Source organism: Wolbachia endosymbiont of Folsomia candida, assembly GCF_001931755.2.
Classification (GTDB): Bacteria; Pseudomonadota; Alphaproteobacteria; order Rickettsiales; family Anaplasmataceae; genus Wolbachia.
This window is the reverse complement of record NZ_CP015510.2, coordinates 423583-442256: the sequence shown is the minus strand read 5'-3', so window position 1 is coordinate 442256 and position 18674 is coordinate 423583. Positions and strand designations below refer to the sequence as shown.

At 33.3% G+C, this 18674-nt stretch carries 4 protein-coding genes; 1 reads left to right on the top strand and 3 read right to left on the bottom strand.

Annotated features, from left to right (window positions below):
* Positions 1-120: 120 nt before the first annotated feature.
* Positions 121-384 carry a hypothetical protein gene (locus tag ASM33_RS02065; protein ID WP_162297601.1) on the bottom strand — a complete coding sequence of 88 codons (264 nt, stop codon included), beginning with the start codon at positions 382-384 and terminating at the stop codon, positions 121-123.
* Positions 385-939: 555 nt separating this feature from the next.
* Here ASM33_RS02065 and ASM33_RS02060 point away from each other — a divergent pair.
* Positions 940-15117 carry an ankyrin repeat domain-containing protein gene (locus ASM33_RS02060; protein ID WP_110409268.1) on the top strand — a complete coding sequence of 4726 codons (14178 nt, stop codon included), beginning with the start codon at positions 940-942 and terminating at the stop codon, positions 15115-15117.
* A gap of 350 nt (positions 15118-15467) precedes the next feature.
* On the opposite strand, the gene ASM33_RS02055 is transcribed toward ASM33_RS02060, so the two are convergent.
* Both ASM33_RS02055 and ASM33_RS02050 read right to left on the bottom strand, forming a co-directional pair.
* Complete coding sequence (locus ASM33_RS02055) at positions 15468-16490, bottom strand: reverse transcriptase domain-containing protein (protein ID WP_237342945.1); 1023 nt, start codon at positions 16488-16490, stop codon at positions 15468-15470.
* Positions 16491-16497: 7 nt separating this feature from the next.
* Positions 16498-18591 (bottom strand): recombinase family protein, encoded by a 2094-nt coding sequence (locus ASM33_RS02050; protein ID WP_110409269.1) that lies wholly within the window; start codon positions 18589-18591, stop codon positions 16498-16500.
* Between the last annotated feature and the right edge of the window lie 83 nt (positions 18592-18674).

Genomic DNA, 18674 nt, shown 5'->3' with positions numbered 1-18674 from the left:
TAGTAATTTTTGCGTTAAAATTTGCTTACGCTCCTAAAATACATCAAGTATTCTGCGGTGCTCACCTTCATTTCTCCTAAAAATTTCTTACCATAAATTGGTTATGCAAGAGGTATAATTTCAAGTAGATTTATCATCAGTGTTATTAATATCTAAAGTAGTTCCTTTTATTTCCTTGATCCTAGCATCTGCCAATATTTTTAACTCATTACCATATCTATAATAGTTTCGCTTTATAGCGTGTAACTCATCAGCTACATCAGAGTTTAGTTTTGGATAATACGTATAGTTGCAATTTTCCTCAATGTTATCAACGCTTATGGATAAAGCCAACATAGGAAACAAAATTAATAATAAAATAAGGGAAAAGTTTGTCATATCCACAAAATTCTAACACTTAAGATCAATTTAAACTTAATGTGTTATAAATGTGTTAATTCTCTGTTATATGTACAAAAAATTTCCTTTGCATGCAGATACAATCTCAGTTTTTTTCAAGTTTAGAATTCAAGCATTTCAGTCATTTTTTAGGCAATCTATTAGACTTTTCTATAGATTAACACCATAGATTGTATGGAAGTGGTGGAGGTTACCATTCTAAAAAAACTTCTTCTCACGGGCGTTATGTAAAATGGCTGAAAGTGGCTTAATTCCTTACGTTTTTATGGTACACAATATTAAAGTTGGTACCTACATGCTTGAGAACTGAGAAAAAAATTAAAGCAAATTTATAGAAAAAGCGAAATTTGTAAAGTAAGTAAAGTAGTCAATATATGCTTTTTTATTCACACTGATTTGCAACTTAAAAACATAAATTAATAATTTGAAAATGAAATACCAAACAATGCATAAAATTAACTTGCACTCCTAATTTTCCCGATTACCATATAGCAAGCTTAGCATAGTGGGTTTGAGTAATGAAAGTAATAAGGGGTTTCTATGCTAAAAACACAACATCCAACAGATTATCTAAAAAAAGAAGTGGTTAATTTAAAAGCTGACCATCCACTAAAAGAAGAGCAATCCATAAAGCAAAAAGACTTAGAACAAAGACATAACTTGAGACGCTTTAAACGCTCTGTAGATAATCCTGATTTACCAGATAATTTTGAGATAAGCTCGGCAATAGGTGGCGGAGATTGTTTCTTCGATTCAGTTGCACAAGGCCTTAAACAACTAAAGCCTGAAATGGACTTTACTGTGAAATCCCTAAGAGAAGTGTGCAAGAGGTTTGCGCAAAGTCAGTTATCTATCGGTGGATCATGGCTTAAAGAAGCTTTAAAAAATGAAAACGAACAAATCAATGAGTATATTCCTCGCATTGAATTTACTGCAAATGATATTGAACAACAATCTGAGGTAGCAAGTGTGCTAGGGCTAACTTCACCAATGTGGGGTAGAACTGAAATTGAGGGAAGGATAATTTGTAAAGAATATGGTGTAAAATTACATATTATTGAGAAGCATACTGTGCAGGGAAAAGAAATATGGACTGATCAAATTGTAGATGAATCAGGCTCAAGGTCTATAGATGACATAGATTATAGTGAGGACAATACAATACACGTAGTAAATAAAGGGCGCTTACATTTTGAACCAATACTCAATAAAGCAAGAGTTAGAAAAACAGTCCAGCAAGAGAATAGGCTATCTCCTCTTGATAACCGCCAGCCTAAGTCAGATCAACAACAGGAACACGAAAATTCTGGCCAAGTCAGTAATCCATTAGAGCAACTAAAAGCTCAGTATCAAGCTACGGAGATAGAAGGACAGCCATCAGGTTCGTCAGGAAGTAGGAAGAAAAGATCTGATAGTAATCATCAGTCAGAATCTTCAAATCAAGAAGAACAAAATCCAGAGCAAGTGCAACAAAGTACTGAAAAACTTTTCAAAGATTATCTTTTTAAAAAATTATTTCAACCTGATAAAAATGCAAAAGACAACCCTGTTGATACAGTTAACGAACAAAGAAAAGAAGTTATTGAGTTGATAAAAAAATTGAATTTAAATTCAGGTGTGCATTTTTATAATGCTGACTTATTTACTTTTGTACTTATTGCAAAGAATATTCACTTACTAAAACGACAGTTGAAACAATTTTATGGGGAGTTGCCATGGGAAGAAGTAGGTTTTCATTTAGCTAACTCTGTCAATGTAGTATTAAAGATGCATCAGCATTTAGATTTAGCTGAGTGGTACAAATTTAAGCATTTGTTGGAAAGTGAAGTGTGGCGGTCATCTGAAAGCAAGAGTGAAATGAGAAGGATGGTAGTGGAGTATGATCGTGAAATTAAAGAACTTCAAGAGTACTTAGTTCCTTATTCAGTTGATAGCATTATGCGTAAAGAATTGCTAGAAAGTTTAAGTGAATTTTCTGCAGCACTTGAGGCAATACAGTTTACAAAAGAGGATATCAGTAGTGATTTACCAGATGGAAGTACTGAAAAAATTCTGGGGTTTTCAGAATCTTTATATGATAACTATGAAACAGCAAAGGACCCTTATTCCTTAGAACGAATACTACATTATATAGAATTAGCATTATCGATAAATCCAAATGAAAAATTAGGGAAATTTGTGATAGAAAGAGCACTGCAAGTGACTGGTGAATACCTGAAATATACTCACGAATCTCCTCATTTATCTAATATTAGTAGACAAAGTTTAATTGACAACGGAATGTCAGAGGAAATAATAAACTCACTACTAGATATTCGAAACTTGCTGTCACATAGCAAAAGTTTACCTGCACTAATGAAGATTGAGAAGGAAGGTAGTAGTATTTTTGCTGATGTCCAAATGGAATTAAAGCATGTCAAAGATGTCATTGAGAAGGTTTATTATGATATTTTGATAAGAAAGTTAATTGATAGAATCAATCTTATAGATATTGCAAATGATGATCAATTCTACTGTGAGCTCAAGAAGAAAGTGGAAGAGCTAAAGAAAAGTAGTAATGGTCTCGAAAGTATTGAAAAAACAGCTATTGAAATTTTGAAACATATACAAGGGGGAGAAATTAATGATAACGAAAGTGTAAAGAAAATTAAAGAACTAATTAATCAGGTTGTCCTTAATATTAAATTTGGAAAAGTTAATAGAGTTCAAAACAAAATATATGGATTAATTAACGAAGCTTCTGATGTTGCTCAGAATAGTAAAACAATAAATGGTAATATGATTGAAAAATTAAAGGGGAAAATATTAGAAAGTAGTGAGATTATTGCCAAGGAAAATACAGAGAAAGTTTTTTCAAATTTTCATGAGTTATTAGAAAAAGAGCTTATTACCCAACATGAAAGTATAAAGCAAAAGTTAGAAAGTGTCAAGCAAGATGTATTAGAGCTTAAAAAGCAAATGCTCTCATTTTTTAATGAGAACTCAAATCAAAGTGAAGAGGAGTTTAATAGAGTGACTAATCAATTGCTTGAACTGAAAATATTAGGAGAGGAGGAAAAGAATAAGCTATATACCTATTATACTAATTCTAACCCAGGTGGACGCAAAAATGGTGAAGAATTAGCGAAAATTTTATTTAGTAAAGTGAAGGTTTTTGAAGCATTACTTAAATCAGCTAAGATACAACCACAATACTATAGTAAATCATTAAAAGATATTTTTGATAAATTTTATAAAGAGCTAAACCTAGATCTTATTATAGAAGACTATTCAAAAGAACAAGGAAATAAACCTGAAATTGTAGCTGAGTTGAAAAGTAAAAAGCAAACTAGCGATGCAATATCGAAACTGGAAAAATCTCTCCTCGAGCAAAAAAAAGCGATTACAGAGCTCTATGAGCTGTTTAAAGAAAATGAAAAAATTAAGGATAAAATAAAAGAGTTTTTTAGACTATTTAATAGTGATGAAAAATTTGATGAAAAAGAGTTCAAGGGCAATTTATTAAAAGAATTACTAGGTAATAGCATCAAAACTGACAGACTTATAGATTCTCATCAGGCCTTCATAAATAATGGAAATTCAAAAAGCTTTCAGAATTTTATTAATCAACTAAATATACCTCAACAAGAAGAAAAGAAACTCAATATTAAGTTTTCTAAGCTTTATAGTGAATCAGTAAAACGATCTAAGTTAGTTGATATTTTGGAAGAAAATAAGGATATTTTAGGAGAAAACAGATGTGCAGAACTAAAGCAAGTATTAAACTCAATTGAATTGTTTGAAAAGATGCTGAAGATACTTAGTCCTTTTGCAGAAAAAGATAAAAAAAAGAGTAAGGGTTCCAAGAAAGAAGAGCATAAAGATGATCAAATCAAGGAAGCAATCGAAAAATTAAATAACCTAATAGACAATGAGAAATTTAAAGAGTTAAATGATATAAAAGATTTAAAGCAACAATTAAATTCACTAAAAAACAAAATAGGAGACTTATCAACATATAAAGACGAAATAGTTTCAAAGTTAAAGTCATTAAATGGTGAAGCTCAAGAGAAAATTAAAACAAAAGGACAGGAAAGGTTTGTTAAGTCCTATAATGAATTTATAAAAGCTGATAAAATAGATTCTTTAATAAATAGTCTTACAGACAGTCTTACGGATGACCAAAAGCAGTCAATAAAAGCTAGTATTACCTCAGGCTTTGAAAAATTTGCAAATGCAAATAGTAAACTGGGAGATGTTTTACAGAAATCACAAATAGAAGATAGTACAAAAGAGCAAATTAGAAAGATTGGTAAAATAGTAGAAGTGGTACCTACTTTGGTAAATCATATCAAAGATTATTCTTTGAAGAATATCAAGATATCAGAAATAGAGGGAAATATTAAAGTACAAATAGAAAACCTTATTAGCGAACTAAACGCAAATTGTGATCTCTCTGATTGGCAAAATAAAATTGATATAATAAAACTTCCTGATGATTATAAAAAGTTTATAGAAAATTATAGAGAATTTATAAGTATTCGCGATAAAGAAAGCTTTGAAAAACTTGTGGGTTCACTTAGGGTTGAAAATCGAGAGTTAAGTTTAGGTGAGAAAGAGTTGCTAAACAGTATTTTCGACAAGTTTAATAAATTAGAATTAGATAACATTGTTGACGCATTCAAGGAAAAATTATCTGAAAAATTCAATAAAGGGTTAAGAGATAATTTAAGTATTCATAAAGATGTTTCTCAAAAAATCCTGCTGCTAGCTGACTTCCTTGAAAAAAAATATTATGAAAGTTCTGTTAATAAGTTAGAGTCATGTGAATTAAAAGTACTAGAGGGAAATGATAAAAAAAATTTGAATGATTATTTTGACTCTAATCGAGAAGAGGGTAAACGTTTTATAGAAGATTTAGGCGTAAAAAAGCTGTCTAAAGATTATATAGATTTTATGCAAGCCTATAATAGCTTCAAGAAAGCTGATAATGAAGAAACCTTCGATAAACTCAAAAAAACAATTAGTGCGTTAAATCTAGATTTATCCGATAAAGACTTATTAAATAAGAATTTCCTTGAGGGTTATAAAAAGCTAGAATTCGATAATATTCTTCAAAACTTAAATACAGAAGAAAAAACACGTGAAATTTATAATCAACTGAAGGAGAAGAAAGAAGTTTATGATGCAGTATCAGAGTTAACTATTTTCTTTAGTAAAAAATTAATGTCAGAAAATGTTCAACCAAGCTATGAAAACCATGTCGATAAGTTATGCAATGTATTGCAACTAGGAGATGATAACAATGTGAAACAAGAGTTAAAGCAGTTACTTAATTCTAATTCACCGCATGATTGGAAAAAAGGTAAATTATTAGTATTACAATTGAAGATAAGCTTACCTAATGATTATAAAAAATCCATAAAAGCTTATAAAAAATTCATAAGTGCTCGTAACAAAGAAAACTTCAAGGAATTTTATGAATCTATTGCTTTGGCCAGTGATAAGCAAGAGGAATTAGATAAGGCCCTTTCAACTTCTTATGAAAGCTTAGAATTTGAGAATATTCTTAAAGGACTTCAAAAAAAAGGAGAAGGAGAAGGAGAATTAGAAAAGAAAAAGCAAGTTTATGATATAATTTTTACAGAGTTAGTTTCTCTTTTTGAAAAGAAGTCAAACCCAGGCAAAAAATATACAGAACAAGAAGTGACTATTGATCTGGAAAGTCAGATAGGAGCAATTGAAAAAAAAGTTAAAGATAAAGTTACAGTTAAAGAAAAGCTAAGTAAATATAGAGAAAATGAAAATTGGAAGAAATATGGGGAATCAGTAAAAAAACTTGATGCTTATGGAAAGCTATTTGAAGATATCAAATTAGGTAAAACTTTTAAAGATATTGCTCAGCATTTCAATGATTTGCTTTCTAATTTAAATAACAAGGAAGATAAAAAATTGCCAGAGGAAGATAGGAAGTTGTTAAATGATGTATTTTTTAAAGCTCTGGTAAAAGAAAAGGAGCAACATTCCAAAACTAATTTTAAAAGAAGGTTAAGTGAACTAAAAGGTATCCTTCCTAAGGAACAGAATGAATTTTCCGTTGATAAAAAACTACAAGCTGCAGTAGAGGTTGTTCTATGTGGCTTATTAGATATCTTAGTAGAAGTAGAACCTAAGTTTGAGTTAGAGCGTTCAATTATGCATCATGATTCCATAATACTTGATAGAACGTCATTGCGTAACTATCTGGCACATGGTGGTATGTTTGAGAATACTTTATTAAAAGTAGAGAATGTACATTCTGATGCAAGTGTTTGGGTATTTAATAATGCACATATGCTTGTTGAGAAAAGAAAGCTGATAATTGCACTAAAAGGATTGGTTGAAGATGCAAAAATGAAAGAATATTTGATTGATTCTGATGGCAGCAAAATAGATGAACTTGACAGCAAAATACCTAAAGAGTTACAGAATGTTGAAAAGCATATTAATACACTTAAAAAAGATAGTGAGTTTAATTGGAAATTTATATTAAAGAAAGTATCAAATACTTTAAAAAATACATCAAATAAGCTAGGAGAACTAGCAAATGAAATAGTGGGTAGCAAAGAAGCCAAATTAGGCGATATCATTGCGTTTCTTGGAGAGAATAAGATAAACGACTTTAGAGAGAAATTAAATAAGGCACTTGTTAAGAAACATGAGAATTTAATTAAAAATACTATCGAGCTGTCACATTACTGGATAAGTCATTTTAAGTATGTTTTAGAAGAAAGAAAATTTTCTACAATCGAAATGAATATTGACTTGCCAAATATATCTGGTGATCGCTTCGATGAGTTTTGTACGCGCTATTATAAAAAAGTTATTGAATTAGAACTATTGGATTCTTTACGATACAGTAACTCTGCAAAGATAGGTTATTGCCTTAATCTTACACCGAGTGATATAAATGATATAAAGCTTGGTACCAAAGAGTACACACTACTACACTATGCTGCAAAATATAGTAATCTGAACACTATTGACTTTCTTATTAAGAAAGGTGCTTCAGTGAAGAAAAATCACGATGATGAAACACCACTATACCATGCTGTTGATTTTAGAAGTGAAGAAGATTTTAAGGGGATTGTAGCTCTGTTTCAGCAAACCAACGTGATAAATACAATAAAAAATAATGGCGATTGGACATTATTACATCGTGCTGCTAGAGCAGGAAATTTAGAAATTATTAAATATCTCACAAGCACTCAAGTTGGTGCTGACTCTAATGCTAGAAATGGAAACGGTGAAATCCCGCTGCATGTTGCTGCTATGTTTGGCCATAAGGAAATAGTTAAATTTTTTATTGAAGATAAGAGGATAGCAATTGGTACATGTGACAAGTTTGGATATACATCTTTGCACCATGCTGCTGGGGGAGCCAGTTTTTATAAAGATGATGAGCTGTTGAGTGAAAATGGTAGGCTTTGGGTTGATGAAAATAAGCGCTTGGGAGTTGTAAAATATCTTGTAAGTGAAAATGCAGCGTTGATGTCATTAAGAACTAAGCGAGAAGAAACTAATGGTAATGGAGAGTTAATAGCACTACACTTGGCTGCTTTTGATGGAAACAACGAGATTACAAAATTTTTAATACAACAATCACTACAAGATGTTCATACTTATAGTCAAATAGGAACCCCATTACACTATGCAGCATTAGGTGGTAACAAGGAGATTGTTGTTACTCTTCTACAAAATGGAGCAGGTATTGAAGCTCCTAGTACTGATGGTTATAAACCATTGCACTTCGCAGCAGACAAGGACCATAAAGAGGTTGTTAAAGCTTTACTGAGTAAAGGTGCTCAGGTTGATGCGCGAGATAATCAAGGCATTACACCATTACACTTGGCAGCAGAAGAAGGTAAATTGAAGGTTGTTAAAGTTTTATTGAATAATGGTGCTGATGTTAATGCTAGAGATAACAGTAAAAGAACACCATTGTATTTTGCATCTAAAAACGGATATCCTGGGATAGTTAAAGCTTTGTTAGAAAAAGGAGCGAATTTTGAAGTTAAATTTGCCGGTAAAACTCCATTTTACGATGCTAAGGATGATTTAGTAAAGAATATTTTAAAATCAACTAAGGATTTATTTGATTCAATAAAAAGCAATAGACAGCAAAAAGTTATGGCTGCCATTAATGAAGAGGCAATTATTGGTGCTACTGATAACAGTGGTTTTACATTATTACATTGGGCTGCAAAAGATGGTTATCAAGAGTTAGTACAGTTATTGCTGGATAAACAAGCAAATCCGAACATAAAAGATAAAAATGGGAAAACACCATTAGATATAGCACAAGAAAAATTAGCTCAAGATCCAGAAAATGAGAATCTTCAAACAATTACAGGTTTGCTTCTTAGTGTAACAAATGAACCTTTCAGTAATTTAAATCAACAAATACAATCTAATAAGAAGCAACAAAAAGCTTTTACACATTTAAGTAAGTATATAGAAAGTAACTTTCCTGGATCTGAAACAAAAGCAGTAAAGCAAGGACTATACTTACCATCATTTGAAAGCCGAAATATTAAGATGAATGGAAAATGTGCAGCTATTACTCGAGTGTTTTCTCAAGGGTTGTTTTTAGGACAGCAAGTACATGAATCATTTTTAGCCAACCTACAAACCTCAGCGGAGCTTTATGAACGAATAGCCCAAGGTAAGCAGATATCTAAAAGAGAAGAACAAGAGATCTTTGCTTTAAGTCGATTGCTGAGTAGCGTTGAACAAGAGTTAACTCTACCCGCAAGTAGTTTACCTTCATCTTTAAGCCACATTAAGAGCTACAAAACACTTGAAGATCTATCTCATTATGTAAGTGAACTCACTGACGACTTTGCAATTCATTTAGTTACAAGTAATCATGTAGTTGCAATTTATCGTACTGGTGATAGTTACACATATTTTGATAGTAATGTTGCTTTGGTATCTAATTTAAAAAATGTTGATCAATTGATGAAAATTGTAGAAAAAGGGGTAAAGTATGCTGACTATGAACTCGCTGAAGAAGGATTCTTAGTAGAATATTTTGATGTTGCTCAAGCAAATAATGCATTAACTACTGCACAGAAGGAAATCTTAACAAAACCAATACAAACAGAACGTCATCTTCTTTCTCTGCAAGATCAAGAATATGGCCTGATTGATGTAAATGGTGAGAAGATATCTCGAGTAACATTGTATGATATGGGAGCTAAATTACATGCAGAGGGAAGTGCTCCAGTACTTATTAATTCTGAGATGAGTAGCGAAGATTTAGCGCAAAATTTAAGTTCAGGTAAAATAAAGATCACAGCTCGTGAATATCTAGAAAACCTTAAAGGTAATAAAAAGGAAGTTATTCAAGATATAGTACAAACAACTTCTTCTCTTCCTTTTTCAGGATCAATTAATGAAGTTAAGGATGCTAATACTATACAAGACTTAGTACTTTCTGAGAATGGTCAAAAGTTAAATTCTTATGAGTTGAATAAAATTCTGAGTGGTAGAGTAGAGCAGTCAATTAAAGCTCTTCCTTATTACCTTGAAGTTGCAAATACTAAACATTGGCCAAATAGACTCACTAATGCAGCAGGAAGAATCAGTATGGCTAAAGGCTATTACGATATTGCTCATTCAATACGCTATGGAGACACTCAAGGTTTTTTACTTGGCTCTGGAGAAATTGGTTTTTCCCTTTTTTCACAGCTAATTGAAGATGGTGTGGTAAAAGTAGCGCCACAAATTATTAAACAGATGAAACATGGTATTTTCTTAACAAGAGGATTTGCTGGCCTGATCTCAAGTCCGTTTGATATCTATGATTTAGTCAGTTCATCAATTGATTTAGCAAATAGTAAAAAAGGTTCAAAGGAATGGAGAGATAGCATAGCAGGAGTTACTTTCTCTGGTGCATCAGTTGTATCTGGTGTTGCATTTACCGCTCTTGGAAAACCAGGTGTTGGCACTGTAGTTGGTCTTGGAATTCTTATTGGTCAAGGACTTTATAGTGGTACAAGTATGGTCATTGAGTATAAGAAGTATAAATTAACAACTAATCAAGAGTTTCGACTATTTTGGCATACATTTGCCCTGCAACTACCACCTGAGGATGTACAATACCTTGCAGCAAGGAAAGATGTAGTAAATAAATTAGCTGAGCAAGCATGGGAACATCTGCAGAACAATACTCAGGTAGCTGCTTATGGTATGGGGCTTGGAGAGATTAGATTTGTCGATGATACTCATTCTCGTTCTAAAAGAATGATAGGTGACATGGAGCAATCTATCATAGGTGCCAAATTAAGAAACGATATTCATATTCCTGACCACCAGGACTTAGAAGAAGCAATCAAAGAATTATTACCAAAACCAAAAGAGGTGAAAGTGGAACCAAGTAGTAGCTCTATTGGTATGTCCAGCCCAAGCAACAAAAGAAATGGTCGAAATTTATCACGTATTGTTCCAGTATCTCCTTCTTCTGAAGCAGAAATGCTTTGTCTTCCTCAGTTTACTCACCGTGATTACGAATATGACAACAGCTTCATTGGTAGAAAACCAGTGTACACTGTTCCTCATAGTGATTTTCTTGTCCCTCATTGGGATAGTGGGTATGGCGATAGCCCTGCATTGTACAGCAATTCTTCTACAGCTATTTATCATTGTCACAATGCTATAATAGTTGGCCGTAAGAATGATACTATGGAAAACCCAACTATGGTGTTTGATTTAAGTTTGGTAAATGGAAATGGTCTGATAGTAAGTAGCAGTAAGTATAATAATCAATTCAATATTGCCCAAGGTGGAGCAAAAATATATGGCAGCAATCATACCAGCAATGTCTTTACTTTAACCGATGATAATTTCTTTGGTAGGGTTTCTGGTGGCACAGCAAATGCAACTAATGTACTTGATGTGAGCCAGTTAAAAAGTAAAGGATTATCTTATGAAAATAATATCGTCACCACTCAAGAAGCCCAAATGACTGCTGAAAATATTAATCATTTTATTGGTAGAAAGGCAGAAGCAGAACATGTTGATTGTCAGAACATGAATAATAAAATAGTAATAGATAGTCGTGGTGGTAATAGTGGAAATAGCGATGTTGTAAGTAACTGCAGAAAGGTGATAGTTACAGGAAATACTAAGGTAGTAAGTAATGAATCTGACAATACTTTTTACATTAAACCAAGTGCTGGTCATGCTGAAATAAGGGGTGAAGGCAAAGGATTTGTAATATTTTCTGATACTGCATTATTACAAAGAGCTTCAAATATTAGTTATTCATCTACAAACAATACGTTATCAATAGAGATTAAAGGTAATAGTGGAAATAGTGGTACATTTACACTTGATGTTCAAAATTATTTAGATAAAGAGAATAATCATCATTATCTACTGATCGATAAGTATGGCAGTGTTATTGAACCTATCATTCAGTCAAATTCTACACACTTCAACTTAAAAGCAGAAACTAATTTAACAACTAGAGCTGAAGTTGCTCAGCGCTACCAAGAAATTTCTCAAGTTAATGGCAACTATACAGTCTATGGAGTAGTGAGGGACACAGCAAGAAACAATATGATCTTTGGCTCTGAAGGTAGTGATGTAATACCGCTAACTCAAAATGTCACTTTTGCTCAAGGTAATGAAGAAAGTGATGTTTATAGTCTGATTTCATGTGAGAAAGCTAATGTTACAATCAACAACTACGATGAGAAAAAAGCTCTTGATATACTTTACTTACCTACAGATTCAATTGAAACCAATAGAGTTGAAGATGATTTGCATATAGCTACAGGCAACGTAACAGCAAACATCAAAGTAGAAAATTTCTTTAGAAATAGCAGTTATAGACACTTAACAATAATAGATAAAGACAAAAACACATTTTTACCATGGCCAAGTAAACAGTCTTATGTGCAGCTAGTACCTTTCTTCCATGCGACAAAAGGTCAGTACATGTTTTTATTATCGGCAGAAAAGGTGCAAAATAATCCAGAAGTTATAGTGGACGCTAAGCTAGATGACATAAGGTTTTATAGATATGGAAATGACCTCATGTTAATGGATGATCAACCGCTAATAGTTAAGGTAGAAAACTTCTATGGCAACCAATATGGAAACTTTACATTAAATTTTCGTAGTAAAGAAAAGCTAAGTTCTAAGCAGTTATCTGAATTAGCCAAAATTGCAATAAATTATCAAGATGAGATAAGAAGTAGCTATTATGACAGTTTTAGAGAATATAGGATGTCTAGTTTTAACTCTACTATTCATCACAACCAGAGGTTTGTAAATGGCAGTTTAACTACAGTAGAGCCAGATGATAAACGAGTAGGAATATTATTACTTAAAGACCCTTCTGGTATTGAGGTATCAGTTGATAACAATGATCTTGTCTTTTTTGCTGCTCAAAATAATGCCACGTTTGTCATAAAGAATTGGAACGACACAGATCATAGAGTTTCAATGTTGAGGTTTGGTCAGGAAGATAAATCATCAATAGAAGTCAGAAAATTAGATAAATTTGATTTGTCAGAAGTTGCAGAAATTCAGGCTGTAATCAACAAAGCTGCTCAAAGTAATGCTTTGGATGAACAATTAGAAAAGTTAAACGGCAAAATAGTAAATGGCCTAAAATACTTATTTGCAAGTAATGGAATAGTAAATGGTATTGATACTTATAGCTGCCTAGGTTTTGATTCAATGGAAGATCAACAAGAGTTTGTCGCTGCGTATTCTACTTTTTATAACAAAGAAAAGCTAAAAGAAGTTTTACAAGATAATCAGGTAGTGGAAGCTTTAAGATGGCTGATAGCAAAAGGCCACACTAATTTATCATTAAAAGATCATGATAAAGAAAAGCACTTGTTACTTAAAGATCTGGATCAATGTTTTGCTGCCAAAGATAGTTTTACGATAGAGAATTGGAACCATGTTTCTGTGCTGAAGTTTAACCAAACAATAGAGGTAGATTTATCAGAAGTATCAGAGATTCAGCATTTAATAAGTAAATATGGTATAACCCAGCTAGAAGAATTAAGTGACGAAGAAGAATTTAAATACTTACTTGTAGGCATGGACATAAGAAATGGTATTTATAGTTGTGTAGCAGAGAAAGATACGCAAAAGATTTATAATCCTTATTACTATGAATGGCTTAACTGGGGTTTAATAAAACGTCTTATAGATGAGAAGAAAGTTGATGCTAACACAAAGGCTAATGATGGTAATACTATCCTTCACGAAGCTGCATCTTCTGGTAATTTAGACATAGTAAAATATCTAGTAGATGAGAAGGAAGTTGATGTGAACAGTAGAGCAAATGATGGTAGGACTCCAATTCACCATGCTGCATTTTCTGGAAGTTTGGATCTGGTACGATACCTAGTAGACGAGAAGGAAGTTGATGTAACCGCTAAAGACAATGACGGTAAGACTTCTCTTCACTATGCTGCTTATTCTGGCAACTTAGATCTAGTAAAATATCTAGTAGAGGAGAAGAGCGTTGGTATTAACACTAAAGACAATTATGGCAATACTATTCTCCACGAAGCAGCATCTTCTAATAATTTAGATCTAGTAAAATATCTTATAGATAAAGGAGCAGATGTTGATGCTAAAACTAATGGCCATTGGACACCACTACACAAAGCTGCTGAAAAAGGTAATGAAGAAATAGTTTTAGCTTTACTGAATAAAGGTGTTGACGTTAATGCAAAAACAATAGGAGGGTGGACAGCTCTTCATTGGGCAGTATCAAGTGGTAATAAAAAAACAATTTTAGCATTACTGAATAAGAGAGCTAACATTAATGCTAGAACTGATAGTGGTGAGACAGCTCTTCATATGGCAGAACAGCAAGGTAAAAGAGAAATTGTTGATCTATTAAATCATCGAAATACTACAGAACATCAACGCGGCCGTCGTGCTATTAAAGAGATTCCTATTACAGATGATCTTGAACTTTTTGTTGCCCAAAATAATGCCACTCCTGTCATGGTTGAGGAGAAAGCTACAAGCAGTGCTACAAGAACATCTTCGTTGATAAATGATTTATTCGGTTGGGTAAAAGGTTCTATAGGTGGGTTATTTAATTCTAGGTCCGCTTTACCTGAAAACAATACAACTCAAGGCTCACTATCACAAATCGATGCGCGAGTAAATGTTGATGGTACAATACTGCTATTGGATGTATTTATAAGGAAAGTTACAGGTAAGAAGCCTATCTCTACAGAAGGTCAATCTATATCCTTATTAGAAGCACAGGGCTATGCATCGAGTATTACCCTAGGATTCGATACATTACTAAAGCGTACAGCAAGGAGTTGTGGTATACAAGATAACAATTCAAATTTTAATCCTATAGAAGTACAATCGACTATAGTTGGACAAATAAGAAGAAATGATAAACTCTCTGAAATATCAAAAACCTTATACTCATCTGCAAAAAAAGCTTATCCAGAGTTTAAACAAACTGATAAATTCCTAGATCGTTTAAAGAATAACCTAGAAGAGGTCTTAGCTGAAAAAGAAGTTGAGTTGCTTGTAGGAAAACAAAAGCCAATAAGTGTAGATAAAGCTAAGCCAGCAATTCAAGAAGATAAACCTAACACTTTCTTAAATGATACATCAACATCTAAACGATTAAGCTATGCTGAAAGAGTTAGAGCTGAGTCTTCATGGGTAAAAGCTGGAGTAAGAATCGGATGAAACAGCTAAGTCCTAAGGTCAATAGAATATTTATTAAATAATTTATATGCTAAAAGGACTTGTTCTTTCTAATTATTTTACGCTTTTGGAGGCATTTTTAATTTTTCTTTCAGATAATCTCTATATTGCAGTTAATTCGAGAAAGAAGGTTCAAAAGATATTCCACCGCAAGTCTATCAGCTTTCAGGTTTCTTATTTTAGATACTGTTGGTTGTAGGGTCGAGAACTGGCGCGCCTCCTTTAGGGTTTGGTGGCTGATCCATTATTTTCATGTTGGGCCTCAATCCAAAATTCCCATATTCACGTTTCCAGCTCCCGCCTCATCAAACGCAGCATGCAGTTTTCCCGCACTACGCTTTCCTAGTAGATTCTTTACCAAAGTTTATAACATATTGTACTGGGGCTGCTTTCGGAACGTAATATCTTATTCTATAGTCTTTATATAGACCTAGTGTTTCGTATATCCATTCGTTACTCCACCTCTCCCAGCCAAATCCTTTTGCTTTTCTAGCTTTCATTAAGTTGCGTCTTACTTTCTTCTCTACCCATTGTTTCACGTAATTAAAGCTTCGACCTGAGTTCCCTATCCTAAAGTAGTTTGTCCACCCTCTCAATATTGGATTTATGGTTTGAACCACTTTCCATATTGGTTGCGATTTATGTCCACGAAATACTTCCTTCAGTTTTTGAAGTAAGCTTGTTCGTGCTGTCATCTTAGGTGTTGTTTTTACCGTCCATTTTCCTTGTTTTGTAATTTTCTCTCGAAAATCGAATCCTAGAAAGCTGAACGTTTCTCCTTCTTTTAGGTTAACAACTTTTGTCTTTTCTTCATTTACTTCTACTTCTATTTTTGCTAATTCCTCTTGTAACCTTTTGTATACTGACTTTTCTAGCCATTCCCATTTCGGGTGTCTATCTATCAGTATTACTAAATCGTCTGCCCATCTTGCGTATTCTATATGTTGATATTTTCCTTCTTTGCTCACCTCTTTTGCTTTCTCCAGCATTTTATCTACCTCATTGAGGTATATATTGCTCAATACCGGCGAAATCGGTGATCCTTGCGCTATTCCTCGTTTGCCTCCTACCTTGAGGATTAGTTTGATCAAGTGCATGATTTCTTTATCATTTATTCTCTTGGCAATCTTTTCCATAAGAATATGATGTCGCACATTATCAAAGTAGGATTTCAGATCTATGTCAATAGCTTTTGTATTGTCTTTGATTGCTGCTTTTTCTACTCTGTTTATTGCTTCATGCGCTTTTCTCTTAGGTCTATATCCATATGATCCGTCCTGAAAGTCAGATTCGAATATTGGTTCAATTATTAGCTTTAGTGCTGTTTGCACTATTCTGTCCCGGATGCAGGGCACGATAACTTCATAATACACCTCCTTCAATTTGTTTTTGTGATTTCAACCTTGCAATTGCTATTTTAGAAGAGCTCTCAATACGTTTTTTTAACTCCAGTTCTTGTTCTAAACTTATCGATATCCAGAACCTTTCACCAATACGTCGTGCATTAATAAACTTACGTTCAATCCAATAACGTACTACGTAATGACTGACATTGAATTTTTCTGCAACTTGTTTCACTGATAACTCTTCTTCAGATTTTTGATTACATAGTGCTGGGATCTTATGTTTAAATCGAATCCATTTCATACTTTTTATAGTAAAAGGATTACCTTTATTTGTTGTCAGCCCCTCTTGGTTTAACAAACTAATAATTTGTTCATCAGTCATTGTTTTCGATAGCTGTCTTATCCGATCAATTATATCATCTGAATGCCTCCATCTGTCATAGGATTTTTTTGGCAATTGCACCTCTAAGTCCTCTATAGCATTTGTTTGCCAGCGTATATGTAGTACTGCTTTTTGTTCACTACGTAGTTTTTCAACAGTAATATCCTTAACTAGAAGTCGTAAAATACGCTTTCGATCTCTTGCACTTGTTGATTCTGCATTCCATAAGCGTGGTAAGTCCTGAGCTAGTGCCAACACTTTCTCTTTTTGTTGTTTTGTAGCTGTAAGTACATCATTTTTCTTATATTCATCATATTGATTCTGTGCTTCTTCCAATGCTATTAAAGCTTCGTTCCAACGTTTCTCCAATGTTCCAGCTACTAGGCGATTTGATGGGTCTACTTCTTCATAACGTCTCTGTGCCAGTTGTACTTCATAATCTGCTCTTTTTATCTGCATTTGCCATTGTTTATCTAGCATGTGACCTCGTTGCTCCAATTCTTCAAATGCTTTTACGGCAATCTCAATTTGCGCAGGTTCCATGACTTCCAATACTCTTTTTACGATAGCTTCATCCAGAGGATTTCCATAAACAGAAAAACAACTCTTACTATCTTCTCCCCACTTCTTTTTCCAATTACATTCATAAACAGCAAGAACACCACCTTTGCTCTTATACCTTACAGTAAGACGACAGCCGCAGTAACTACAAATTAATAATCCCTGCAATAATCCCAATCCTTCTCGTACTGCTGTAGGTAGCATATTCTCTTCTCCACTGGTTTGATTATTTGCTAAAACCTTTTTATTTGCTACATATTCTTCCCACGTTATATAACCTTCGTGGTGGTTTTTTATCATTGTATGCCAGGCTTCTGTCGGTAGGCGAACTACTGTTGTCTTGACCAATCCAGTACTTGATAATTTTTTCTGATATTTAAAGCGACCATAAACATAAGCTCCAGCATAAGAAGGGTTTTTTAATACTGAACATACCCTAGAATGTGTCAGTGCTCCCCATATTAACTTTCCTTTCCAAATACCACCATATGCTCGTTTTGGAAACTGTATTTTGTTCTTACCAAAATGATGTACTACTCCATAAGCACTGCCCTTTTCTTTAAATACTTTAAACAATAATTGAATCACACTTCTTACTTGCTCATTATCGTCAAATCTAGTATTACCTTCATCATCATAGCAAAATCCTACTGGGAGAGGAAATCGAAGCTCTCCTTTCTTAGCCTTATTTACCTTACCTCCTAAAAGTCTAGCACGGATGAAATGCAACTCTGCGTGTGATATCGTTCCTTTTAGCCCAAGTACCAATTGGTCGTTGAAGTCATTAGGATTGTAACAACCATCTTCATCTATAATCAATGTATCTGTTAAAGCACATAATTCCAGTAATCTATGCCAATCACTGCAAGATCTAGATAATCTCGACGCTTCCAGTACAAACACGGCTCCTACTTTTCCCATTGATACATCAGCAACTAATATTTTAAAATCTTCTCGATTATTAGCTTGAGCTCCTGAAATCCCTAAATCATCATCTAAAACTCTTATGGCATTCTGAGACCATCCCATTTGTTGCGCTTTATCTTTCAGTTTATACTGCCTTTCAGTACTCTCCTGATTGAGCCTTACCTGTCCCATTGTTGATTGCCTTAAATAAACGTATGCTGGTTTTAATATATGGTGGTTCTGAATTTTGTGTGCTGTCATTATTAATATCCTCCGTTTTAATCAATTGTTGTTCCACTATTAAATACTCATGCAACATGTTTGCTATACAAATAGCTATCCTG

Bases quoted from the DNA above. Each gene is read 5' to 3' on its own strand.
- ASM33_RS02060 (WP_110409268.1), top strand. From the start codon at position 940: ATGCTAAAAACACAACATCCAACAGATTATCTAAAAAAAGAAGTGGTT.
- ASM33_RS02050 (WP_110409269.1), bottom strand. From the start codon at position 18,591: ATGACAGCACACAAAATTCAGAACCACCATATATTAAAACCAGCATAC.